We start from the raw sequence: 18,794 nt of genomic DNA, 5'->3' as shown, positions 1-18,794 counted from the left end.
GCCACATGAGCATTCCCGACATGCCTCCCGTTCCCGCCTCCGGCGATGTTCCGCCTGGGCCGGCGCGGCCGCGCCGCACGCGCTTCGGGCGCTGGCTGGCGTGGTGCGTCGTGGTGCTGCTGTTGCTGGTGCTGGCGGCGGTTGCGGCGGTGGTGCTGGCCTTGCGTACGGAGGCCGGTACGCGCCAGTTGTGGTCGCTGGCCACGCGCCTGTCCTCAGGCGCGTTGTCTGGCAAGCTCGAAGGCGGCACGGTGGCGCATGGCCTGCGGTTGCGCGATGTGGTGTTTGCCAGCGGCGAGACACGGGTGACGATTGACCGTCTCGACGGCAGCTGGGCGCTTGGCTGGTCGCCGACCCGCTTGCATGTCAGCGCGCTGCGCGTGGGTGCCGTCACGCTGCGCTTGCCGCCGTCGCAGCCTGACAGCGCGCCCGCCTCCTTGCCCAAATCGCTCGACCTGCCGTTGGCGGTGGACGTGGATACGCTCACGCTGGACCGCCTGACCTTGCTGCAAGGGTCGCCGGCCACGCCCAGCGAGATGGTGTTCAGCGACCTGGCGGCCTCGCTGCATTCCGACGGGCAACGCCACCGCATCAGCGTGGAACGGTTGGTCATGCCATACGGCAAGCTGGCCGCCAATGTGCAGATCGCCGGCCAGGCGCCGTTTGCGTTGAACGGCGCCGCGCTGCTGGAAGGCAGCTGGCAGAAGGAATCCTTTAGCATCAGCGCCAATGTGCGTGGCTCGCTTGCCATGCTGCACGCGCAAGCCGAGGCCAGCGGTGATCGCCTGCGCGGCCGCGCCGAGGCGGACCTGACGCCGTTTGGCAAGGTGCCGTTCACCCATGTGCTGGTCAATGGCGAGCACATCAACCCGCGCCTGTTCAGCCCGTCGGCGCCGCGCGCCAATCTTTCCGTGCAGGCCGAGTTGCGCCCGGTGGATGGCACGGCCACGCCGGCGCAGGCCACAGCGGCCAGTGCCCCGGCGGCACCGCCGGCATCGGCAGCTGCCACCCCGGCCTCCGCTCCCGCTGCCAAGCCTGGCAGCGCCCACGACAATGCGCCCCTGCGCGTGGCGGGCGACGTGCGCATCGTCAACCACGAGGCCGGCCAGCTTGACGCCGAGCGCCTGCCGGTGGAATCGGTACAGGCGTATATCGAGGTCAGCGAGGCGGCGCAGATGGTGCGCGACCTGCGCGTGGCGCTGGCCGGCGGCGGCGAGATCAACGGCGGTGGCGCGCTGCGCGATGGCCGCGGCGGCTTCGACCTCGACGTGCGCAACCTCGACCCGCAGGCCCTCTATGGCAGCCTGAAGCGCGTGCGCCTGTCCGGGCCGGTGAGCTTGCGGATGGAGCCCGGCCGCCAGAGCGTGGCGCTGGACCTGGCCGGCGGCGAGTACAAGCTCTTTGCCGATGCGCATCTGGATGGCGAGGCGGTGACGCTGACCTCGCTGCGCGCCGGCATCGGCGCGGGCACGCTCAACGCCGATGGCAAGCTGTCGCTGAAGGACGCACAGCCCTTCAGCTTCAGGGGCAAGCTGATCAATTTCGACCCGGCCCGCGTGGCCGAGGTGGCGCCCGGGCGCATCAATGCGGACTTCACCGCCAGCGGCACGCTGGCGCCGGAGCACCGCGTGGCGCTGGACTTCGCGGTGCGCGACAGCGTCTATGCGGGGCTGCCGATGCGTGGCGAGGGCAAGCTGCGCCTGGCCGGCGAGCGCTTGCTGCCGAGCCAGGCCACGCTGGAGATGGCAGGCAACCAGGCACAGATCAACGGTAGCTTTGGCGCGCGCGGCGATCGCCTGAAAGTGCATGTGGATGCGCCGCAGCTCGATCGGCTCAAGTTCGGCGTGGCCGGCGTGCTAAAGCTCGACGCGGACATCACCGGCACGCTGCTGCGGCCCGAGATCGTGGCCAGCTATGAAGCGCAGTCGCTGGTGGTGGGCCCGCACCACGTGGCTAGCGCCAGTGGCAGCGCCGAGTTGCGCGGGGGGCTGAACGGCACGCTCGCACTGAAACTGAACGCCCGCGACTATCGCGGCCCGGTCGCCACGCTGCGCACGCTTGATGCCTCGCTCAGCGGCACCCAGGCCAGCCATGCCTTCGACCTGAAGGTGGCCGGCGCGTTGCACGACAGGCCGATGCAACTCGCAATGTCGGGGCAGGGCGCCTGGCAGGGGGCGGCCGGCTGGAAGGGCACCATCGGCAACTTGGAGGAGCGCGGCACGGTCAACGTGCGGCTGATCGCGCCGACGCAACTGCAGGTGGCGGACCAGCGCGTGCATCTCGGCGCGGCCAGCCTGCAGTTCGAGCGCGCCCGCGTGACTGTGGACAGCTTCAATTTCGACCATGGCCGCATCCGCACCCAGGGCAACCTCGATGGCCTGCAGGTGGCCAACGTGCTGCGCCTGGCCGAGGCCTTGACGGGCGAAGCGCCGCCGGTGCGCTCGGACCTGGTCCTGGACGGCCGCTGGAACATCACGCTGGCCGAGTCTGCCTCCGGTTTTGCCGAGCTGCGCCGGCGCAGCGGCGACGTCTCGGTGAGCGCCGGGCGGGGCTACACCGCGCTGGGCCTGGGCGAAACCGCGCTGCGCGCCGAGTTTGCGGGCAGCCGCGTCAACCTGAAAGGCCGCATCGAGGCCGCACGGGTCGGCAAGGTGGTGGTAGACGCGTCCGCCGGGCTGATCCAGGAGCAGGGCCTGATGACGGTGACGCCGGCTTCCACGCTGGCGGGCAAGGTCTCGCTGGATGTGCCGAAGATCAAGTCGCTGGAGGCGCTGAGCGGCCCGCAATACGCGTTCGATGGCAAGCTGGCGGCAGTTCTGCAACTGGCGGGCAGCGTCGGGCAGCCCCTCGTTACCGGCACTATCGACGGCACCGGCATCGCCATCACCCTCTATGACCTCGGTATCCAGCTGACCGATGGCATCGTGCACGTGGTGCTCGACCAGAACACCATCGAGCTCAAGCAGGTGGAGTTCCGCGGCGGCGACGGCAAGATCGTGGCCACCGGCAACGTGAAGCTGGGCGACACCGATCCCAACCTGACGGGCAAGATCGTAGCCGACAAGCTCCAGCTCTTTGCCAGCCCCGAGCGCACGCTGATCATTTCCGGCGATGCCAGCATCGCCAACGAGAACCGCCAGATCGTGATCCGCGGCAAGTTCCGAGTGGATCGCGGCTTGTTCGACCTGCCCAAGGCCGGCGCCCCGGAGCTGGGCGACGACGTAGTGGTGGTGCGCCGCCGCGACCAGCGCGAGATCAAGACCGCCGCCACGCCGTTGCCGGAGGCCAAGCCGGCCAGCCGCTTCAGCCCGCTGATCGACCTCACGCTCGACCTCGGCGACAATTTCCGCTTCCGCGGGGCCGGCGCGGACCTGCGCCTGGGCGGCCAGCTTGGCGTGCGCAGCGCCCCACTGACGCCGCTGCGCGCCACCGGCACCATCCGCGTGACCGACGGCACCTATGAAGCGTTCGGACGCAAGCTCAACATCGAGCGCGGCATCGTCAATTTCAACGGGCCGGTGGACAATCCCAATATCAATATCCGCGCCATGCGCCGCAACCAGGAAGTGGAGGCGGGTGTGGAGGTGACCGGCACGGTACGCCTGCCGCGCGTCAAGCTGGTGTCCGAGCCGAATGTGCCTGAGGAGGATAAGCTGTCATGGCTGATGTTCGGCTACGGCGCGGAAAGCGCCGCGGCCGGACAGCAGCAGCAACTTAGTGCGGGAGCCCTGGGCGGTGCCGCGCTGGGCATGCTGGGCGGGCGCGCGGGCAAGGGGATCGTGCAGCATCTGGGCATCGACGAGTTTTCGATCGGGCCTAGCACGGCCGGCCTCAACGACCAGCAGGTGGTCAGCGTGGGCAAGGCCGTAACCGAGAAGATCTCGGTGGGCTATGAGCAGAGCCTGACCAGCGCCAGCAACGTGGTCAAGCTGACCTGGGCATTCTCGCGGCGCTGGTCGCTGATTGCCAAGGGCGGCTCGATCAACGGGCTCTCGGTGCTGTTTAACCGCCGCTTCGACAGTTGGGGCAATTTGTTCACGGGCGCGTCCAGCCGCGCCGGAACCGCGAGGAGCCAGACCGATGCCAGCCAGGATGCCGACAGCAATGCAACGGACGCAGCCGCGCCCGCGCAGCCCTGAGACACGCGCGATGATCTGCGTGCCGCCCACTTCCGCCACCTCCGCCACTGCCGCGTCTTACCGACGCCTCGCCGCCATGGGACTGATTTCCTCCGTGCTTGCCCTGTTCGGGTGCGACCAGCAAAAGGTCGACGAAGCGATGAAGAAAGCGGGCGATACCGCGCACGCCACCTGGAACTCGGTCAAGCCCGACAGCCAGTTGTTCAAGGGCATCGTGGTGGGCGAATCCAGCGAGGACGACGTGCGCAAACAGGCCGGGCGCCCGGAGATCACCTGGGAAGAAGAGGACGGCGGCCGCCGGCTTGAATACCCGCGCGGCCCGGAAGGCGCCACCACCTGGATGGTGACGATCGGCGCCGATGGCAAGGTGCGCGCGATCGAGCAGGTGCTGACCGCGGAGAACTTCGCGCGCGTGCGCCCCGGCATGAGCCGCGACGATATCCGCAGCCTGGTCGGCAAGCCTACCAAGGTGGAAGCCTTCGCGCTCAAGAAGGAAGAAGTGTGGGGCTACCGCTGGTGGGAAAGCGCGCAGGAGAAAGCGTTCTTCAACGTGCATTTCAACGCCGATGGCAAGGTGACGCACACCTCGCGCAGCGACGAGAGGCTGCAGGGCGGTTAGTCTGCCGCGGGCCGCTCGGCCCGCTCGGCGAGCAACACGCCGGCCCTGGCACAGGCTGCGGCCAGCGTGTCGCAATAGTTTGCCGTGCCCATCTGTTCCAGGAAGCCCGCGCGCCGCATCAGCGACATCACCTGTGCTGCCGCGGCGCACAGCACCAGCGTGCCGCCACGCCGCGCCAGTGTCTTGCGCAAGGCGTCCAGCGTGTCCAGGCCGGTGGTGTCCAGTGCCACCAGCTTGCCCACGTCGAGGATCAGCACCGCCGGTACCGGCTGCGTGCGGTCGCGCGGGTCGATCAGCGCTTCCACCTTGTTGACGGCGCCGAAGAAGAGCGCGCCGGTCATGTGATAGGCCGCCACCTCGCCGGCCGGCAGCGGTCTGCCGTCGGCCGCCGGGGGCAGCGCGGCTGGCGCGATCGGCTCGATCTGCGTGAGCGCGGCCATGCGGTAGATGAAGAAGAGGCAGGCGAGCACCAGTCCTACCTGCACCGCCACGGTCAGGTCGAACACCACGGTCAGCACGAAGGTGCCGAGCAGGATGATGCGGTAGTTGTTGCTGTAGCGCTTCAGGTGCGTCAGCCCGAACACATGCCACTCGCCCATGTTCCACGCCACGTAGAGCAGGATGGCAGCCAGCGTGGCGAGCGGGATGGCGCTGGCCAGCGGCGCCGCTACCAGCACGATCAGCAGCAGCGTGGCGGCGTGGATCATGCCGGCCACCGGCGTGCGCCCACCGCTGCGCACGTTGGTGACGGTACGGGCGATGGTGCCTGTGGCCGGCAGGCCGCCGAAAAACGGCGTGACGATATTGGCGATGCCCTGCGCCATCAGCTCCTGGTTGGGATCGTGGCGGTCGTCGATCAGGCTGTCGGCCACGCGCGCGCAGAGCAGCGATTCGATGGCGCCGAGCAGGGCAATGGTCAGGGTGGGCGCCACCAGCTGCTGGACCAGTTGCCAGCTCAGTTGCGGCAGCGCAAACGGCGGCAGGCCCTGCGGAATGCCGCCGAAGCGCGTGCCGATGGTCTCCACCGGCAAGTGCAGCAGGGCATTGGCCGCGGTGGCTAGCACCAGCGCTATCACCGTGCCGGGAACCATGGCCAGCGCGCGGCCAAGGCGGCCGTGCGCATTGGGCGGGCTCGGCGGGCTTGCCGGGTTTGCCGCAATCGTCGATACGGGGCGCCAGCGCTTGCTTGCCAGCAGGGCCAGGCGCGACCAGCCCGCCACCACCACCAGCGAGCTGACCGCCAGCGCTACCGTGGGCCAGGACACCGTGGGCAGGGCGCGTCCCAGCACACGCATCTGCGAAAGGAAGTTGCCAGGCAGCTTGCCGGTTTGCAGGCCAAGGAAATCGGCGATCTGCGAGACCATGATCAGCACGGCGATGCCGTTGGTGAAGCCGATCACGATGGCCACGGGGATAAAGCGGATCAGGGTGCCTAGCCGGAACAGCCCCATGGCGAACAGCAGGCCGCCCGCCAGGATGGTAGCGATCAGCAGGTTGGCCACGCCGTAGCGCGCCACGATGCCGTAGACGATGACGATGAAGGCGCCGGCGGGACCGCCGATCTGCACTGGCGAGCCGCCCAATGCGGCAATCAGGAATCCCGCGATGATGGCGGTGAACAGGCCGGCCTGCGGTGGCATCCCGGAGGCGATGGCAAAGGCCATCGCCAGCGGCAGCGCCACCACACCCACGGTGAGGCCGGCGGCGAGGTCCTTGAAGAAGAGGGCGCGGTTGTAGTCGCGCAGGCTGTCGAGCAGGCGCGGGTGGAAGGCGGCGAGGGGGAAGGGCTGGCGTAGGCGCGGCCTGCCGCCAGCGGGCGGCGCTGGCGTGCCAGCGGGGGCGGGGGCGTGGCCGGGAACGCTGTCGGGCATGCCAGGAAATCCCATCAACACCCTGTCGGGCATGGGTGCAGTATGGGCTTCCCGGCGGCGTGGCGTCAATCGGCGCCGGCGCCATGGCGCGTTGGCGGCTCAGCGCTGGCGCGCCTCACCGCCACCGCGGGTCAGCCGATGCGCATGCCTGGCACAGCGCCTTCGTGCGGCTCCAGGATCCAGAGGCCCGGCGAGGCCTTCTCATCCGCTGCCGATGCGGCCAGCACCATGCCCTCGGACAGCCCGAACTTCATCTTGCGCGGAGCCAGGTTGGCCACCATCACGGTGAGCTTGCCCACCAGCTGCTCGGGCGTGTAGGCCGACTGGATACCGGAGAAGACGTTGCGCGTCTTGCCTTCGCCCAGGTCCAGCGTGAGCTGCAGCAGCTTGCTCGATCCTTCCACCTTCTGGCAGTCCACGATCTTGGCCACGCGCAGGTCGATCTTGGCGAAGTCGTCGATCGTGATGGTGTCGGCGATGGGCTCGATCGATGCGGTGGCGGCATCCGCTTCACCGGCGGGCGCGGTGGCCTGCAGCGAGTCGCGGTTGGCGGCCAGCAGTGCATCGACCTGCTTGGCATCCACACGCGTCATCAGGTGCGAGTACGGCTGCACCGGGCGCGAAGCCGACAGTTGCTTGTCGATGCCGCGCCAGTCCAGCGGCTCGATATTGAGGAAGCGCTCAACCCCCGCGGCCATTTGCGGCACCACCGGCTTGAGGTAGACGGTGAGCAGGCGGAAGGCTTCCAGCGAGACCGAGCAGGCAGCGTGCAGGGCCGCGCGCTTGCTTTCGTCGCGTGCCAGCTCCCACGGCTTCTCCGTGTCGACGAAGGCGTTCACCGAATCCGTGAGCTCCATCACCAGGCGCAGCGCCTTGCTGTACTCGCGGGCTTCATAGAACTGTGCCACTTGCGGCGCGGCTTCACGCAATTGCTTGAGCAGCGGGTGGGCCAGCGCGGCCTCGTCCACCACGCCGTCGAAGCGCTTGACCAGGAAGCCGGCGGCGCGGCTGGCRATGTTSACGTACTTGCCGATCAGGTCGCTGTTCACGCGCGCAATGAAGTCATCGAGGTTCAGGTCGAGGTCTTCCATGCTGGCGTTGAGCTTGGCGGCGAAGTAGTAGCGCAGCCATTCCGGGTTCATGCCGGTGTCGATATAGCTCTGCGCGGTGATGAAGGTGCCGCGCGACTTGCTCATCTTGGCGCCGTCCACCGTCAGGAAGCCGTGCGCGAACACGTTGGTGGGCGTGCGGTAGCCCGAGAAGCGCAGCATGGCCGGCCAGAACAGCGTATGGAAATACAGGATGTCCTTGCCGATGAAGTGGTACTGCTCGGCGGTGGAGTGTGGGCCTACCCAGGCGTCGAAATCGATGCCCTTCTTTTCGGCCAGGTTCTTGAAGCTGGCGTAGTAGCCGATCGGCGCATCCAGCCACACGTAGAAATACTTGCCGGGAGCGCCGGGAATCTCGAAGCCGAAGTAGGGCGCATCGCGCGAGATGTCCCAGTCCGACAGCGTGGAGGCCTCGCCTTCGGCGCCCAGCCATTCCTGCATCTTGTTGGCCGCTTCCGGCTGGGCCAGGTCAGCCACCCACTCGCGCAGGAAGGTTTCGCAGCGCGGGTCGGACAGCTTGAAGAAGTAATGCGCGGAGGACTTGCGCACCGGCGTGGCGCCCGACACTACCGAGTACGGGTTTTTCAGGTCGGTGGGCACGTAGGTGGTGCCGCAGACTTCGCACGAGTCGCCGTACTGGTCCTTGGCGCCGCACTTCGGGCACTCGCCCTTAATGAAGCGGTCCGGCAGGAACATGTTCTTGACCGGGTCGTAGAACTGCTCGACCTCGCGCTCGGCGATCAGGTCCTCGGCCTTCAGCGCCAGGTAGATCTTCTCGGAGAGCTGCTTGTTCTCATCCGAGTCGGTGCTGTAGTAGTTGTCGAACGACACCATGAAGCTGTCGAAGTCGCGCTTGTGCTCGGTCCACACGCGATCGATCAGCTGCTTGGGCGTAATGCCTTCTTTCTCGGCCCGCAGCATCACCGGGGTGCCGTGCGTGTCGTCCGCGCCGACGTAGTAGACCTCGTTCGCCATCATGCGCTGGAAGCGCACCCAGATGTCGGTCTGGATGTACTCCACCAGGTGGCCGATATGGATCTGGCCGTTGGCGTAGGGCAGGGCAGAAGTAACGAGGATGCGACGTGCGGTCATGGAAGAATTGCCGGTCAGGAGGGGGTTGGACGGTAAGGCGGGGGGCGTCGCCACCAAAGTCGGGCGGGCACCGTGAGAGGGCTATTCTAACAAGCGGGGCGGGCAGCGCGTGCACTGCGCAGGGGCGTGGCGGGAAGAGAGTGCTTTGGCTGGTGTTTAGTGATGCAAAAAGCACTCAATAAGCTGAGGACAAAAAAAGCGCCGGTCAGAGCCGGCGCAGCTTTCCACAACGGAAAAGGAGGAGAAATCAGGTACCGCCCGGGAGGTCAGCCACCCATCGCGAGCCAGCAACGGTGACAAGCGGTACCTATTTCTATGACCGCATCATCTCTGAATTGGTTTCAAATAAATTTCGACCCGGCGATTTTGTGCGCGCCCGGCCTCGGTGGCGTTGTCCGCGACCGGCTGGGTCTGGCCCCGTCCTTCGGCTGCCAGGCGGGTCCGGGCAACGCCTCGGTCACCCAGGTAGGTCGCGACGCTCTGGGCGCGGCGCTGCGACAGTTGCATGTTGTAGTTCGGGTTGCCGGTGCTGTCGGTATGGCCCACCACGGTGGCGGAGACGTCCTGTTGCTGGGCAAGGGTCTGCGAGACCTGGTCGAGCACCGAGCGGAACGACGGCTTGATGGTGGCGCTGTCCGTATCGAAGGTCACCTGGCTAGGAATGTTCACCTTGAGCGAGCCGTCCGGCTGCTCGGTGATCTGCGTGCCGGTGCCCGCCGTGTCCTTGTTCAGCTTGCCGCGGATTGCGTTCCAGTTGTAACCCGTGGCCCCGCCCAGGGCCCCGCCAACCGCCGCGCCGACGAGCGTGCCGGTGGTATTGCCACCGATCAGGTTGCCCAGGCCGGCGCCGACCGCAGCGCCCACGCCGGTGCCGACCGCGGTCTGGGTGCCTTGTTCTGTGGCGCAGCCGGCGGCAAGGGTGGCGACAATGGCAAGGCTGACGAGCTTGAGTTTCATGCTTTCTCCTTCAGGACGAAGCTTTTTGGCTGATTTTGAAGTGGTGCGCGCAACACCGCTAGAAATAACGCGGAAGGCACCTGAATACAAGGGCCCGGACCGTATTCACCGGGCTCGCGTTCCTGGCGCACTACAATAAGGAGATGATGCCGGGTGCACAAGCCTGTTGCTGTGACAGTTGTAAGTGCGTGTAATTCCACGTGCGGATTATGGGCTTGCCGCCCACGCGTTACCCTCACGTTACCCTTGCGCCGCACATCGCTCATACTTTGATAAAGTACGCGCCTTCCCCATATTCCCATATTCAGTAGCGGAGATTGTCTTGAGCCTCACCGTCGACCAGGTTACCGAAGTCCTGCGCACCGTGATCGACCCCAACACGGGCCGGGATCTGGTGTCCACCCGTTCGGCTCGCAATGTGCGGGTCGAAGGCGGCGATGTGTCGCTGGAAGTGGAGCTGGGTTATCCCGGCAAGAGCCAGCTGGAACCGATCCGCAAACAAGTGGTGGATGCGCTGCGCCAGTTGCCCGGCGTGGCCAATGCCAATGTGGCCGTCAGCATGAAAATCGTGGCCCACGCGGTGCAGCGCGGTGTCAAGCTGCTGCCGGGCGTCAAGAACGTGATCGCCGTGGCGTCGGGCAAGGGCGGCGTGGGCAAGTCCACCACCGCCGTCAACCTGGCGCTGGCGCTGTCCGCCGAGGGTGCCCGCGTGGGCATGCTCGACGCCGACATCTACGGCCCGAGCCTGCCCATGATGCTGGGCATCGATGGCCGCCCGGAGTCGTCCGATGGCCAGACCATGGAGCCGCTCGAAGGCCACGGCCTGCAGGCCAACTCGATCGGCTTCCTGATCGAGCAGGACAACCCGATGGTGTGGCGCGGCCCGATGGTGACCTCGGCGCTGGAGCAGTTGCTGCGCCAGACCAACTGGCACGACCTCGATTACCTGATTGTCGACATGCCGCCGGGCACCGGCGACATCCAGCTGACGTTGTCGCAGAAAGTGCCGGTGACGGGTGCTGTCATCGTCACCACCCCCCAGGATATCGCCCTGTTGGACGCCAAGAAGGGTCTGAAGATGTTCGAGAAGGTGGGCATCCCCATCCTCGGCATCGTCGAGAACATGGCTGTCTACTGCTGCCCGAACTGCGGCCACGTCGAGCATATCTTCGGCGAAGGCGGTGGCGAAAAGATGTGCGAGGACTACGGCGTGGACCTGCTGGGCAGCATGCCGCTTAACCGCTCGATCCGCGAGCAGGCCGATACTGGCCGGCCCACCGTGGTGTCCGATCCTGACAGCCCGATCGCCGAGTTGTACCGCGCCATGGCGCGCAAGGTGGCCGTCAAGGTGGCCGACCGCGCCCGCGACATGACCAGCAAGTTCCCCAGCATCGTGGTGCAGAACACCTGATCCCCATGGACACGCCAGCCGACTCTGCTGCAGGCAACCCGGCCCCCGACGCCGTGCCCGCCGGCCGGCCCGGCGTGACCATGGCCGTGGTGATGCGCCGCGTACCGCTGGCCAGCCGCTGGCAGCCTTGGAAATGGGAACTCGACGCCGTGCTGCCGGATCTTGGCGAGTTCGGCGCCGTGCCCCACTGCCTGGCGCAGGACGAACACGGCGCGCGCTGGCTGTACCCGGGCTACGCCGTCACGCTGTTCCGTGACGAGGCCGAGGGCTATTACCTCAACCTCACTTCCACCGCGCCCTGCTGGTTCGTGCTGTGGCGAATGGCAGAGGAGGGCGGGCAGGCTGCCGTGCCAACCTCGCGCGACGGCGAGCCGCTGCCGGTGCCGGTGACGGTGACACTGTCCTACAACGAGGCCGGACGCTGGCTCGACGCCGGCGAAACCGTCGAGAACGTGCCGCTGGCCCCTGAGCAGCTGGAGTGGCTGCAAGCCTACGTGGCCCAGTACTACCGCCCCGAGCCCAAGAAACGCCGCCGCCCGGAATCATTCAAGGCGCCGGAGGACAGGGCGCGCTACTGATGCAGGCAGACCGCGCATGAGCGATGCTTCCTTCCTGTCGCGCTGGTCCCGCCGCAAGGCCGCGGCGCGTGACGGCAAGCCGCTTGAGGCTGAGCCACCCCTGCCGGCGGAATCGTCCGTGCCTCCCGGCAGGGATGCGCCAGTAGCCCGGGCACTGCCAGACCCCGTTCCAACCCTACCCGCTGAACCGCTTCCCACGCTAGCCGATGCCGCCTTGCTGCAGCCGGGCGACAGCATCGCCCGCTTCGTCGCGCGCGGCGTGGACGAAGACGTGAAGCGCGCCGCGCTCAAGACATTGTTCGCCGATCCGCATTTCAACGTGATGGACGGCCTCGATACCTATATCGACGACTACAGCCAGCCCGATCCGATTCCGCTGGATGTGCTGCGGCGCATGCGCCAGTCCGAGACGCTGGGGCTGTTCGCGCCCACCGACGAGGAGCTGGCGGCGGCTCGCGCACAGCTAGAAGGGCCCGATGTGCAAGACGCTGTCCCGGTGCCGCCTGAACCGCCCGCCGCGTTGGCACAAACGGCCGGCGAGGCCGGGGAGCCTGGCATTGCCACCGCCATGGCCACCGATGCCAGCTTGCCTCCTGCCGCGTCCCCGGCCGGCCATTCCGCCCCAGGCAAACACGCGTAGTCGCTGCCCCCGGCGCGGCCTACAATAGGCTTCCCCCACACTCCGCCGGCGGCAAGACTCCCAACAAAGGGGGCGGCCAGGCCGGCCAGCCGCACTCGCCATGCCAACGCTGATCTGCAATTGCAACGACACGATGCCGCTAGACGGGGCGGCATTGTCGGGCAATGTTCCCGCGCCCGCGGGTGGCGTGAAGACGCCACTCAAGGTCCATCATCTGCTGTGCCGCCGCGAGATTGGCGATTTCGCCGCCGCGCTCGCCGGCACCGATGACGTCATCGTGGCTTGCACGCAGGAGCGCGCGCTATTTACCGAGGTAGCCGCCCGGCGCCAGGCCGAGGGCACCATGACCGCGCCCGTGCGCTTCGTCAATATCCGCGAGACCGGTGGCTGGTCGCAGGGGGCGCGGCGCGACCCGAAAACCGCCAACGCCAAGATCGCTGCCTTGCTGGCCGCCGCCGCGCTGCCGGACCCGGATCCGGTGCCCGTGGTGGACTACCGATCCGGCGGCGCCGTGCTGGTGCTAGGCCCCGCCGATCGTGCGATCCCCTGGGCCGGCAAGCTGGCCGAAGCCGGCATGGATGTGTCGGTGCTGCTCAGCGCCGCCGCCGCGGCCATGGCCCCGGCCGGCCTGCCCGCCTCGCGGGCGTTCCCCGTGCACAGCGGCAAGCTGGTCAAGCTCGCCGGCTGGCTGGGCGCCTTCGAGGCCAGCTGGGAGACCGGTGCGGGACGCAGCAACCCCATCGACCTGGACCTGTGCACGCGCTGCAATGCCTGCATCGACGCTTGCCCGGAAGACGCCATCGATTTCAGCTACCAGGTGGATCTGGACCGCTGCCGCTCGCACCGCGCTTGCGTGAAGGCCTGCGGCGCCGCCGCCGCGATCGACTTCGACCGCCCGGCCGCCACTGCCACGGAACGCTTCGACCTGGTGTTCGACCTGGCCGACACGCCCGCCTTCCTCATGCACGCGCCGCCGCAGGGCTACCTGTACGCCGGCGCGGATGCGCTGCGCCAGCAGGCGCAGGCATTGGCGCTGGTCCAGCTGGTGGGCGAGTTCGAGAAGCCGAAGTTCTTCCAGTACAAGGAGAAACTCTGCGCGCATGGCCGCAACCAGACCACGGGTTGCACGGCCTGTATCGACATCTGCTCCACCGAAGCGATCCGCTCGCAATGGCACGACGGGCGCGGCCGCATTGAGGTCACGCCGAACCTGTGCATGGGCTGCGGCGCCTGCACCACGGTGTGCCCGAGCGGCGCCATCAGCTATGCCTATCCCAAACCGGATCACCTCGGCGAGCGCTTGCGCACCCTGATTTCGGCCTACCGCGCTGCGGGCGGGCGCGACGCTGTAATGTTGCTGCATGGCGAGGAGTACGGCAATGCGCCCATCCTGGCGTTGGGCCGCGCTGCGCGCGCCGGACAGGCCCACGGCATGCCGCCCAATGTGATTCCGGTGGGGTTGTTCCACCCGGCCGCGTGCGGGCTTGAGCTGTGGCTGGCGGCCATCTGCTGGGGCGCTGGACGTGTCGCCGTGATGCTCACCGGTGACGAAGCTCCGCAATACCGCACGGCGCTGGCCGGGCAGGTAGCAGTGGGGCAGGCCATTCTGGCGGGCCTTGGCTATGACGGCGAATGCCTGTCGCTGGTGGATGGCCCGGATGCCGCCACGCTGGACGCGCAACTATCGGCCTTGGCCGCGCCGGGGAGCAACCGGCCAGCCGCGCCACCCGCCGTGTTCCACGCTGCTGCCGCCAAGCGCGAGACGCTGGATTTTGCGCTTGATCATCTCGTGCGCAATGCGCCGCGCCCGGCCGCCAGCGTTGCGCTGCCTGCCGGGGCGCCGCTGGGCGCGGTGGCGGTGGACACCGGGCGCTGCACGTTGTGCATGGCCTGCGTGGGCGCCTGCCCTTCGCAAGCGTTGCGCGATAATCCCGAGCGGCCGGTGCTGGGCTTCCTGGAGCGCAACTGCGTGCAGTGCGGCTTGTGCGAGAAGACCTGCCCGGAAGACGCCATCACCCTGGTGCCGCGCTTGCTCACCGGTGAGCAAGCGCGCCGCACCGTGACGTTGGCCGAGACCCAGCCCTTCCATTGCATTCGCTGCGCCAAACCGTTCGGCACCGCCCAGATGGTGCATGCCATGCTGGCCCGGCTGGCGAGCCACCCGGCATTTGCCGGCGAGGCCGCCGAGCGCCTGAAGATGTGCGGCGATTGCCGCGTCGTCGACATGATGGAAAAGAACAGCGGCGAGGCCAGCGGCAACGCCTTGCAGTAGCCAAGCAGGCCATCCTTGAGAATCATCACGACATGACAGATTTCCAGCCTATCCAGCTGATCCCTCCAGTCGCCCACGCGGCGCCCGACGCAGAAGACACCGCCCGGGCGGACCTGTACGGCCTGCTGGCCACGCTGCTGTATCGCGCGCCGGATGCCGCGCTGCTGCACCATATCGCCGCCAACCGCGCGTACGGCGAGGATGCCGCCACGCCGCTGGGCGACGCCTGGAACGATTTGTGCGACGCAGCATCGGTCACCACGGCCGAAGAAGCCAGCGACGAATACCAGCAATTGTTCGTCGGCGTGGGCAAGCCGGAAGTCCTGCTGTACGGCTCCTACTACCAGACCGGCTTCCTCAATGAGCGCCCGCTGGTGGCGCTGCGCGACGACCTGGCGCGCTATGGCCTGGTGCGTCAGGACAATGTCAGCGAGACCGAGGATCACATCGCCACATTGTGCGAGGTGATGCGCTTCCTGGTGGCGGGCGAGGATGCCGGCGTGGCAAACCTTGCCGAGCAGCAGCACTTTTTCTCGCGCCATCTGCAGTCATGGGTGGAAACCCTGTGCGACAGCGCGGCGGCGCATCCGCAAGCGCGGCTCTATACCCGCGTGGCCGCGCTGCTGAAGGCCTTCATGGCGGTCGAGGCGATCGCGCTGGAAATGCATTGATCGCACGCAAGTTCTTGATTGCCATCATGGAAATCCCGGGGAGTCATGGTCTTTCGACACATATCATTCTAAAATAGGCAGTAGTGTTCATAACAGGATTGGTAATCGGCCTGGACAGACCGAGGAGCCCCCCCAAAATGAAAGACAAGCAGCCGAAGGCCGCGCGCCGCGCCTTCCTTGCCGGCACCGGGGTTGTTGCCGCTGCCGGCGCCGCTGCCGCGCTGACGTCGCGCGGTCCGGCCATGCCCGCCGTGCCCAGCCTGGCGGCGGCCATTCCCGATGTCACGTCGACCGACGGCGACGGCTACCGGGTCACAGAGCATATTCGCAAGTACTACCGGACTACGCTGGTGTGAGTGGTCGCGCCTGGCGCACGCCTCGCTCTACCTCGTTTCCATCCTGGGGTGATACATGATCTTGACCCGCAAACGCGCGGCGCAGGGCAGCGCATCTTCGCAAGTGGCTAGCGGCTCGGGCGAGCGCGCTGGCGGCCGGCTCTCCGAGCGTCTGGCTGCCGGGCTGGCGGGTGCCATGCCCACCATGGACCGGCGCAGCTTTCTCAAGCGCTCCGGCATCGGGGTGGGCGCGGGGCTGGCGGCTTCGCAGCTGACGCTGTTGCGCCGGGCCGATGCCGCGGATGCTTCAGGTGCGGCGGCCGGCGGCGAGGACAAGGGCAACATCGTGGTGCGCCGTACCGTGTGCGGCCACTGCTCGGTGGGGTGTGCGGTCGATGCCGTGGTGCACAACGGCGTGTGGGTGCGCCAGAACCCGGTCTTCGATTCGCCGATCAACATGGGCGCGCACTGCGCCAAGGGCGCCGCGCTGCGCGAGCACGGCCACGGCGAGTACCGCCTGAAGTACCCGATGAAGCTGGTCAACGGCAAGTACCAGCGCATCGGCTGGGACCAGGCGCTTGACGAGATCACCGCCAGGATGAAAGAGATCCGCCAGCAGACCGGGCCGGACTCGATGTTCTTCGTCGGTTCTTCCAAGCACAGCAACGAAGGGTCCTACCTGCTGCGCAAGTGGGTGTCGTTCTTCGGCACCAACAACACCGACCACCAGGCACGCATCTGCCACTCCACCACGGTGGCCGGCGTGGCCAATACCTGGGGCTATGGTGCGATGACCAATTCGTACAACGATATGCAGAACGCCCGCGCGGCGCTGTATATCGGCTCCAACGCGGCCGAGGCGCATCCGGTGTCGATGCTGCACCTGCTGCACGCCAAGGAGAACGGCTGCAAGGTGATCGTGGTCGATCCGCGCTACACCCGAACGGCCGCGAAGTCCGACTATTACGTACGGGTCCGCTCGGGCACCGATATCGCTTTCCTGTTCGGCGTGCTGTACCACATCTTCCAGAACGGCTGGGAAGACCAGAAGTACATCAACGATCGCGTCTACGGCATGGACCGCGTCAAGGAAGAAGTCCTGGCCAAGTGGACGCCGGACAAGGTCGAGGAAGTCTGCGGCGTGCCCGAGGCGCAGGTCCACCAGGTTGCCGAGATCATGGCCAAGAATCGGCCCAGCACGCTGGTGTGGTGCATGGGCCAGACCCAGCACACCATCGGCAACGCCATCGTGCGCGCCTCCTGCCTGGTGCAGCTGGCGCTGGGCAATATCGGCGTGTCGGGCGGCGGCGCCAACATCTTCCGCGGCCACGACAATGTGCAGGGCGCGACCGACGTGGGTCCCAACCCGGACTCCCTGCCGGGCTACTACGGCCTGGCCACCGGGGCGTGGAAGCACTTCGCCGCGGTGTGGGGCGTCGACTACGAATGGATCAAGAAGCAGTACGCCTCGCAGGCGATGATGGAGAAGTCCGGCACCACGGTGTCGCGCTGGATCGATATCGTTACCGAGAAGCCTGAGCTGATCGACCAGGATAACAACGTCCGCGGGGTGTTTTTCTGGGGCCATGCGCCCAACTCGCAGACGCGCGGCCTGGAGATGAAGAAGGCGCTCGACAAGCTCGACTTGCTGGTGGTGATCGACCCGTATCCGTCAGCCACCGCCGCGATGGCCAACATGCCGCCGGCGGAAGGCGACAAGGTCAACCCGAACCGCGCGGTCTACCTGCTGCCGGCCTGCACGCAGTTCGAGACCACCGGGACCTGCACGGCCTCCAACCGCTCGCTGCAGTGGCGCGAGAAGGTGATCGAGCCGCTGTTCGAGTCGATGCCGGACCACACCATCATGCAGGCCTTCGCCGACCGGCTTGGCTTTGGCAAGGAGCTGTCGAAGAACTTCAAGCTCAACGAGGTCAAGCGCGCGGGCCGGACCTGGATGGAGCCCGAAGTCGAATCCATCCTGCGCGAGATCAACGCCAGCAACTGGACCATCGGCTACACCGGGCAATCTCCTGAGCGGCTCAAGGCTCATATGCGCAATATGGAGAAGTTCGACGTGCGCACGCTGCGTTGCCTGGGCGGCAAGGATCCGCTGACCGGCTACGACCTGACCGGCGATTACTTTGGCCTGCCGTGGCCGTGCTATGGCACGCCGGAGCTCAAGCACCCCGGCTCGCCCAACCTGTATGACACCAGCCGCAACGTCATGGACGGTGGCGGCAACTTCCGCGCCAACTTCGGCGTGGAGCGCGACGGCGTCAGCCTGCTGGCCGAGGACGGCTCGTACTCGAAAGGCGCGGACATTACCACCGGCTATCCGGAGTTCGACCACGTGCTGCTGAAGAAGCTGGGATGGTGGGATGAGCTGACGGACGCCGAGAAGCAGAAGGCCGAGGGCAAGAACTGGAAGACGGATTTGTCCGGTGGCATCCAGCGCGTGGTGCTGAAGAACCATGGCTGCCACCCCTTTGGCAACGCCAAGGCGCGGGCCATCGTGTGGAACTTCCCCGACCCGATCCCGCAGCACCGCGAGCCGCTGTATTCCACCCGGCCCGACATGGTCGCCAAGTACCCCACGCACGACGACAAGATGGCGTTCTGGCGGCTGCCCACGCTGTACAAGTCGCTGCAGCAGCGCAACGTCGAGAACAAGCTCTACGAGAAGTTCCCGATCATTCTCACCTCCGGCCGCCTGGTCGAGTACGAGGGCGGGGGTGAGGAAACCCGGTCCAACCCGTGGCTGGCTGAGTTGCAGCAGGAGAACTTCGTCGAGATCAACCCGCGCGCGGCGTCCGATCGCGGCATCCGCAACGGCGACTTCTGCTGGGTCAGCACGCCCACAGGCGCGCACATCAAGGTGCGCGCGCTGGTGACCGAGCGCGTCGGCGTGGATACCGCCTTCATCCCGTTCCACTTCTCTGGCTGGTGGCAGGGCAAGGACCTGAAGGACTACTACCCGGAGGGCGCGATGCCGATCGTGCGCGGCGAGGCCATCAACACGGCCACCACCTACGGCTATGACTCGGTGACGATGATGCAGGAAACCAAGACCACGATCTGCCAGATCGCACGGTTCACCTGA

The 18,794-nt window shown here is 67.1% G+C and carries 12 protein-coding genes; 9 read left to right on the top strand and 3 right to left on the bottom strand.

Going from position 1 to position 18,794, the window contains the following annotated elements:
• Positions 1 to 5 precede the first annotated feature (5 nt).
• Positions 6 to 4,139, top strand: a complete 4,134-nt coding sequence (locus AC1DQR_RS03965; RefSeq protein ID WP_477132557.1) for a translocation/assembly module TamB domain-containing protein — start codon at positions 6 to 8, stop codon at positions 4,137 to 4,139.
• Between the two features lie 76 nt (positions 4,140 to 4,215).
• The gene (gene bamE / locus AC1DQR_RS03960; protein ID WP_477132564.1) at positions 4,216 to 4,758 is read left to right on the top strand and encodes an outer membrane protein assembly factor BamE domain-containing protein; all 543 of its coding nucleotides are present in this window, start codon (positions 4,216 to 4,218) and stop codon (positions 4,756 to 4,758) included.
• On the opposite strand, the gene AC1DQR_RS03955 is transcribed toward bamE, so the two are convergent.
• The 3 genes from AC1DQR_RS03955 to AC1DQR_RS03945 form a co-directional block, all read right to left on the bottom strand.
• Complete coding sequence (locus tag AC1DQR_RS03955) at positions 4,755 to 6,629, bottom strand: SulP family inorganic anion transporter (RefSeq protein WP_477132556.1); 1,875 nt, start codon at positions 6,627 to 6,629, stop codon at positions 4,755 to 4,757. The two genes, bamE and AC1DQR_RS03955, sit on opposite strands and share 4 nt — an antisense overlap.
• Positions 6,630 to 6,760: 131 nt before the next feature.
• Positions 6,761 to 8,830, bottom strand: a complete 2,070-nt coding sequence (gene metG, locus AC1DQR_RS03950) for a methionine--tRNA ligase (protein ID WP_416049457.1) — start codon at positions 8,828 to 8,830, stop codon at positions 6,761 to 6,763.
• A 324-nt stretch (positions 8,831 to 9,154) separates the two neighbouring features.
• Positions 9,155 to 9,787: a YiaD family glycine zipper/OmpA-like lipoprotein gene (locus AC1DQR_RS03945; protein WP_150984015.1), complete on the bottom strand. Its 633-nt coding sequence runs from the start codon at positions 9,785 to 9,787 to the stop codon at positions 9,155 to 9,157.
• 322 nt (positions 9,788 to 10,109) lie between these two features.
• On the opposite strand from AC1DQR_RS03945, the gene apbC reads away from it, so the two are divergent.
• The 7 genes from apbC to AC1DQR_RS03910 all read left to right on the top strand — a co-directional run bounded on the left by apbC (position 10,110) and on the right by AC1DQR_RS03910 (position 18,794).
• Entirely contained in the window at positions 10,110 to 11,198 is a 1,089-nt protein-coding gene (apbC, locus tag AC1DQR_RS03940) for an iron-sulfur cluster carrier protein ApbC (protein ID WP_174422664.1), read from the top strand.
• A 5-nt stretch (positions 11,199 to 11,203) separates the two neighbouring features.
• On the top strand, positions 11,204 to 11,776 hold the full coding sequence (locus AC1DQR_RS03935; protein WP_416049456.1) for a DUF3305 domain-containing protein: 573 nt from the start codon (positions 11,204 to 11,206) through the stop codon (positions 11,774 to 11,776).
• A gap of 16 nt (positions 11,777 to 11,792) precedes the next feature.
• The gene (locus AC1DQR_RS03930; protein ID WP_477132555.1) at positions 11,793 to 12,416 is read left to right on the top strand and encodes a DUF3306 domain-containing protein; all 624 of its coding nucleotides are present in this window, start codon (positions 11,793 to 11,795) and stop codon (positions 12,414 to 12,416) included.
• 100 nt (positions 12,417 to 12,516) lie between these two features.
• Complete coding sequence (locus AC1DQR_RS03925) at positions 12,517 to 14,688, top strand: 4Fe-4S binding protein (protein ID WP_416049454.1); 2,172 nt, start codon at positions 12,517 to 12,519, stop codon at positions 14,686 to 14,688.
• Positions 14,689 to 14,720: 32 nt separating this feature from the next.
• Entirely contained in the window at positions 14,721 to 15,359 is a 639-nt protein-coding gene (locus tag AC1DQR_RS03920) for a TorD/DmsD family molecular chaperone (RefSeq protein ID WP_416049453.1), read from the top strand.
• Positions 15,360 to 15,496: 137 nt separating this feature from the next.
• Positions 15,497 to 15,715, top strand: coding sequence for a formate dehydrogenase (locus AC1DQR_RS03915; protein ID WP_043348783.1), 219 nt, complete (start codon positions 15,497 to 15,499; stop codon positions 15,713 to 15,715).
• A gap of 55 nt (positions 15,716 to 15,770) precedes the next feature.
• On the top strand, positions 15,771 to 18,794 hold the full coding sequence (locus AC1DQR_RS03910) for a molybdopterin-dependent oxidoreductase (RefSeq protein WP_416049452.1): 3,024 nt from the start codon (positions 15,771 to 15,773) through the stop codon (positions 18,792 to 18,794).

This window comes from Cupriavidus sp. 05L411 (genome assembly GCF_056398045.1).
Note: the sequence above shows the minus strand (reverse complement) of the source record. Positions and strands in the feature narration are given on the sequence as shown.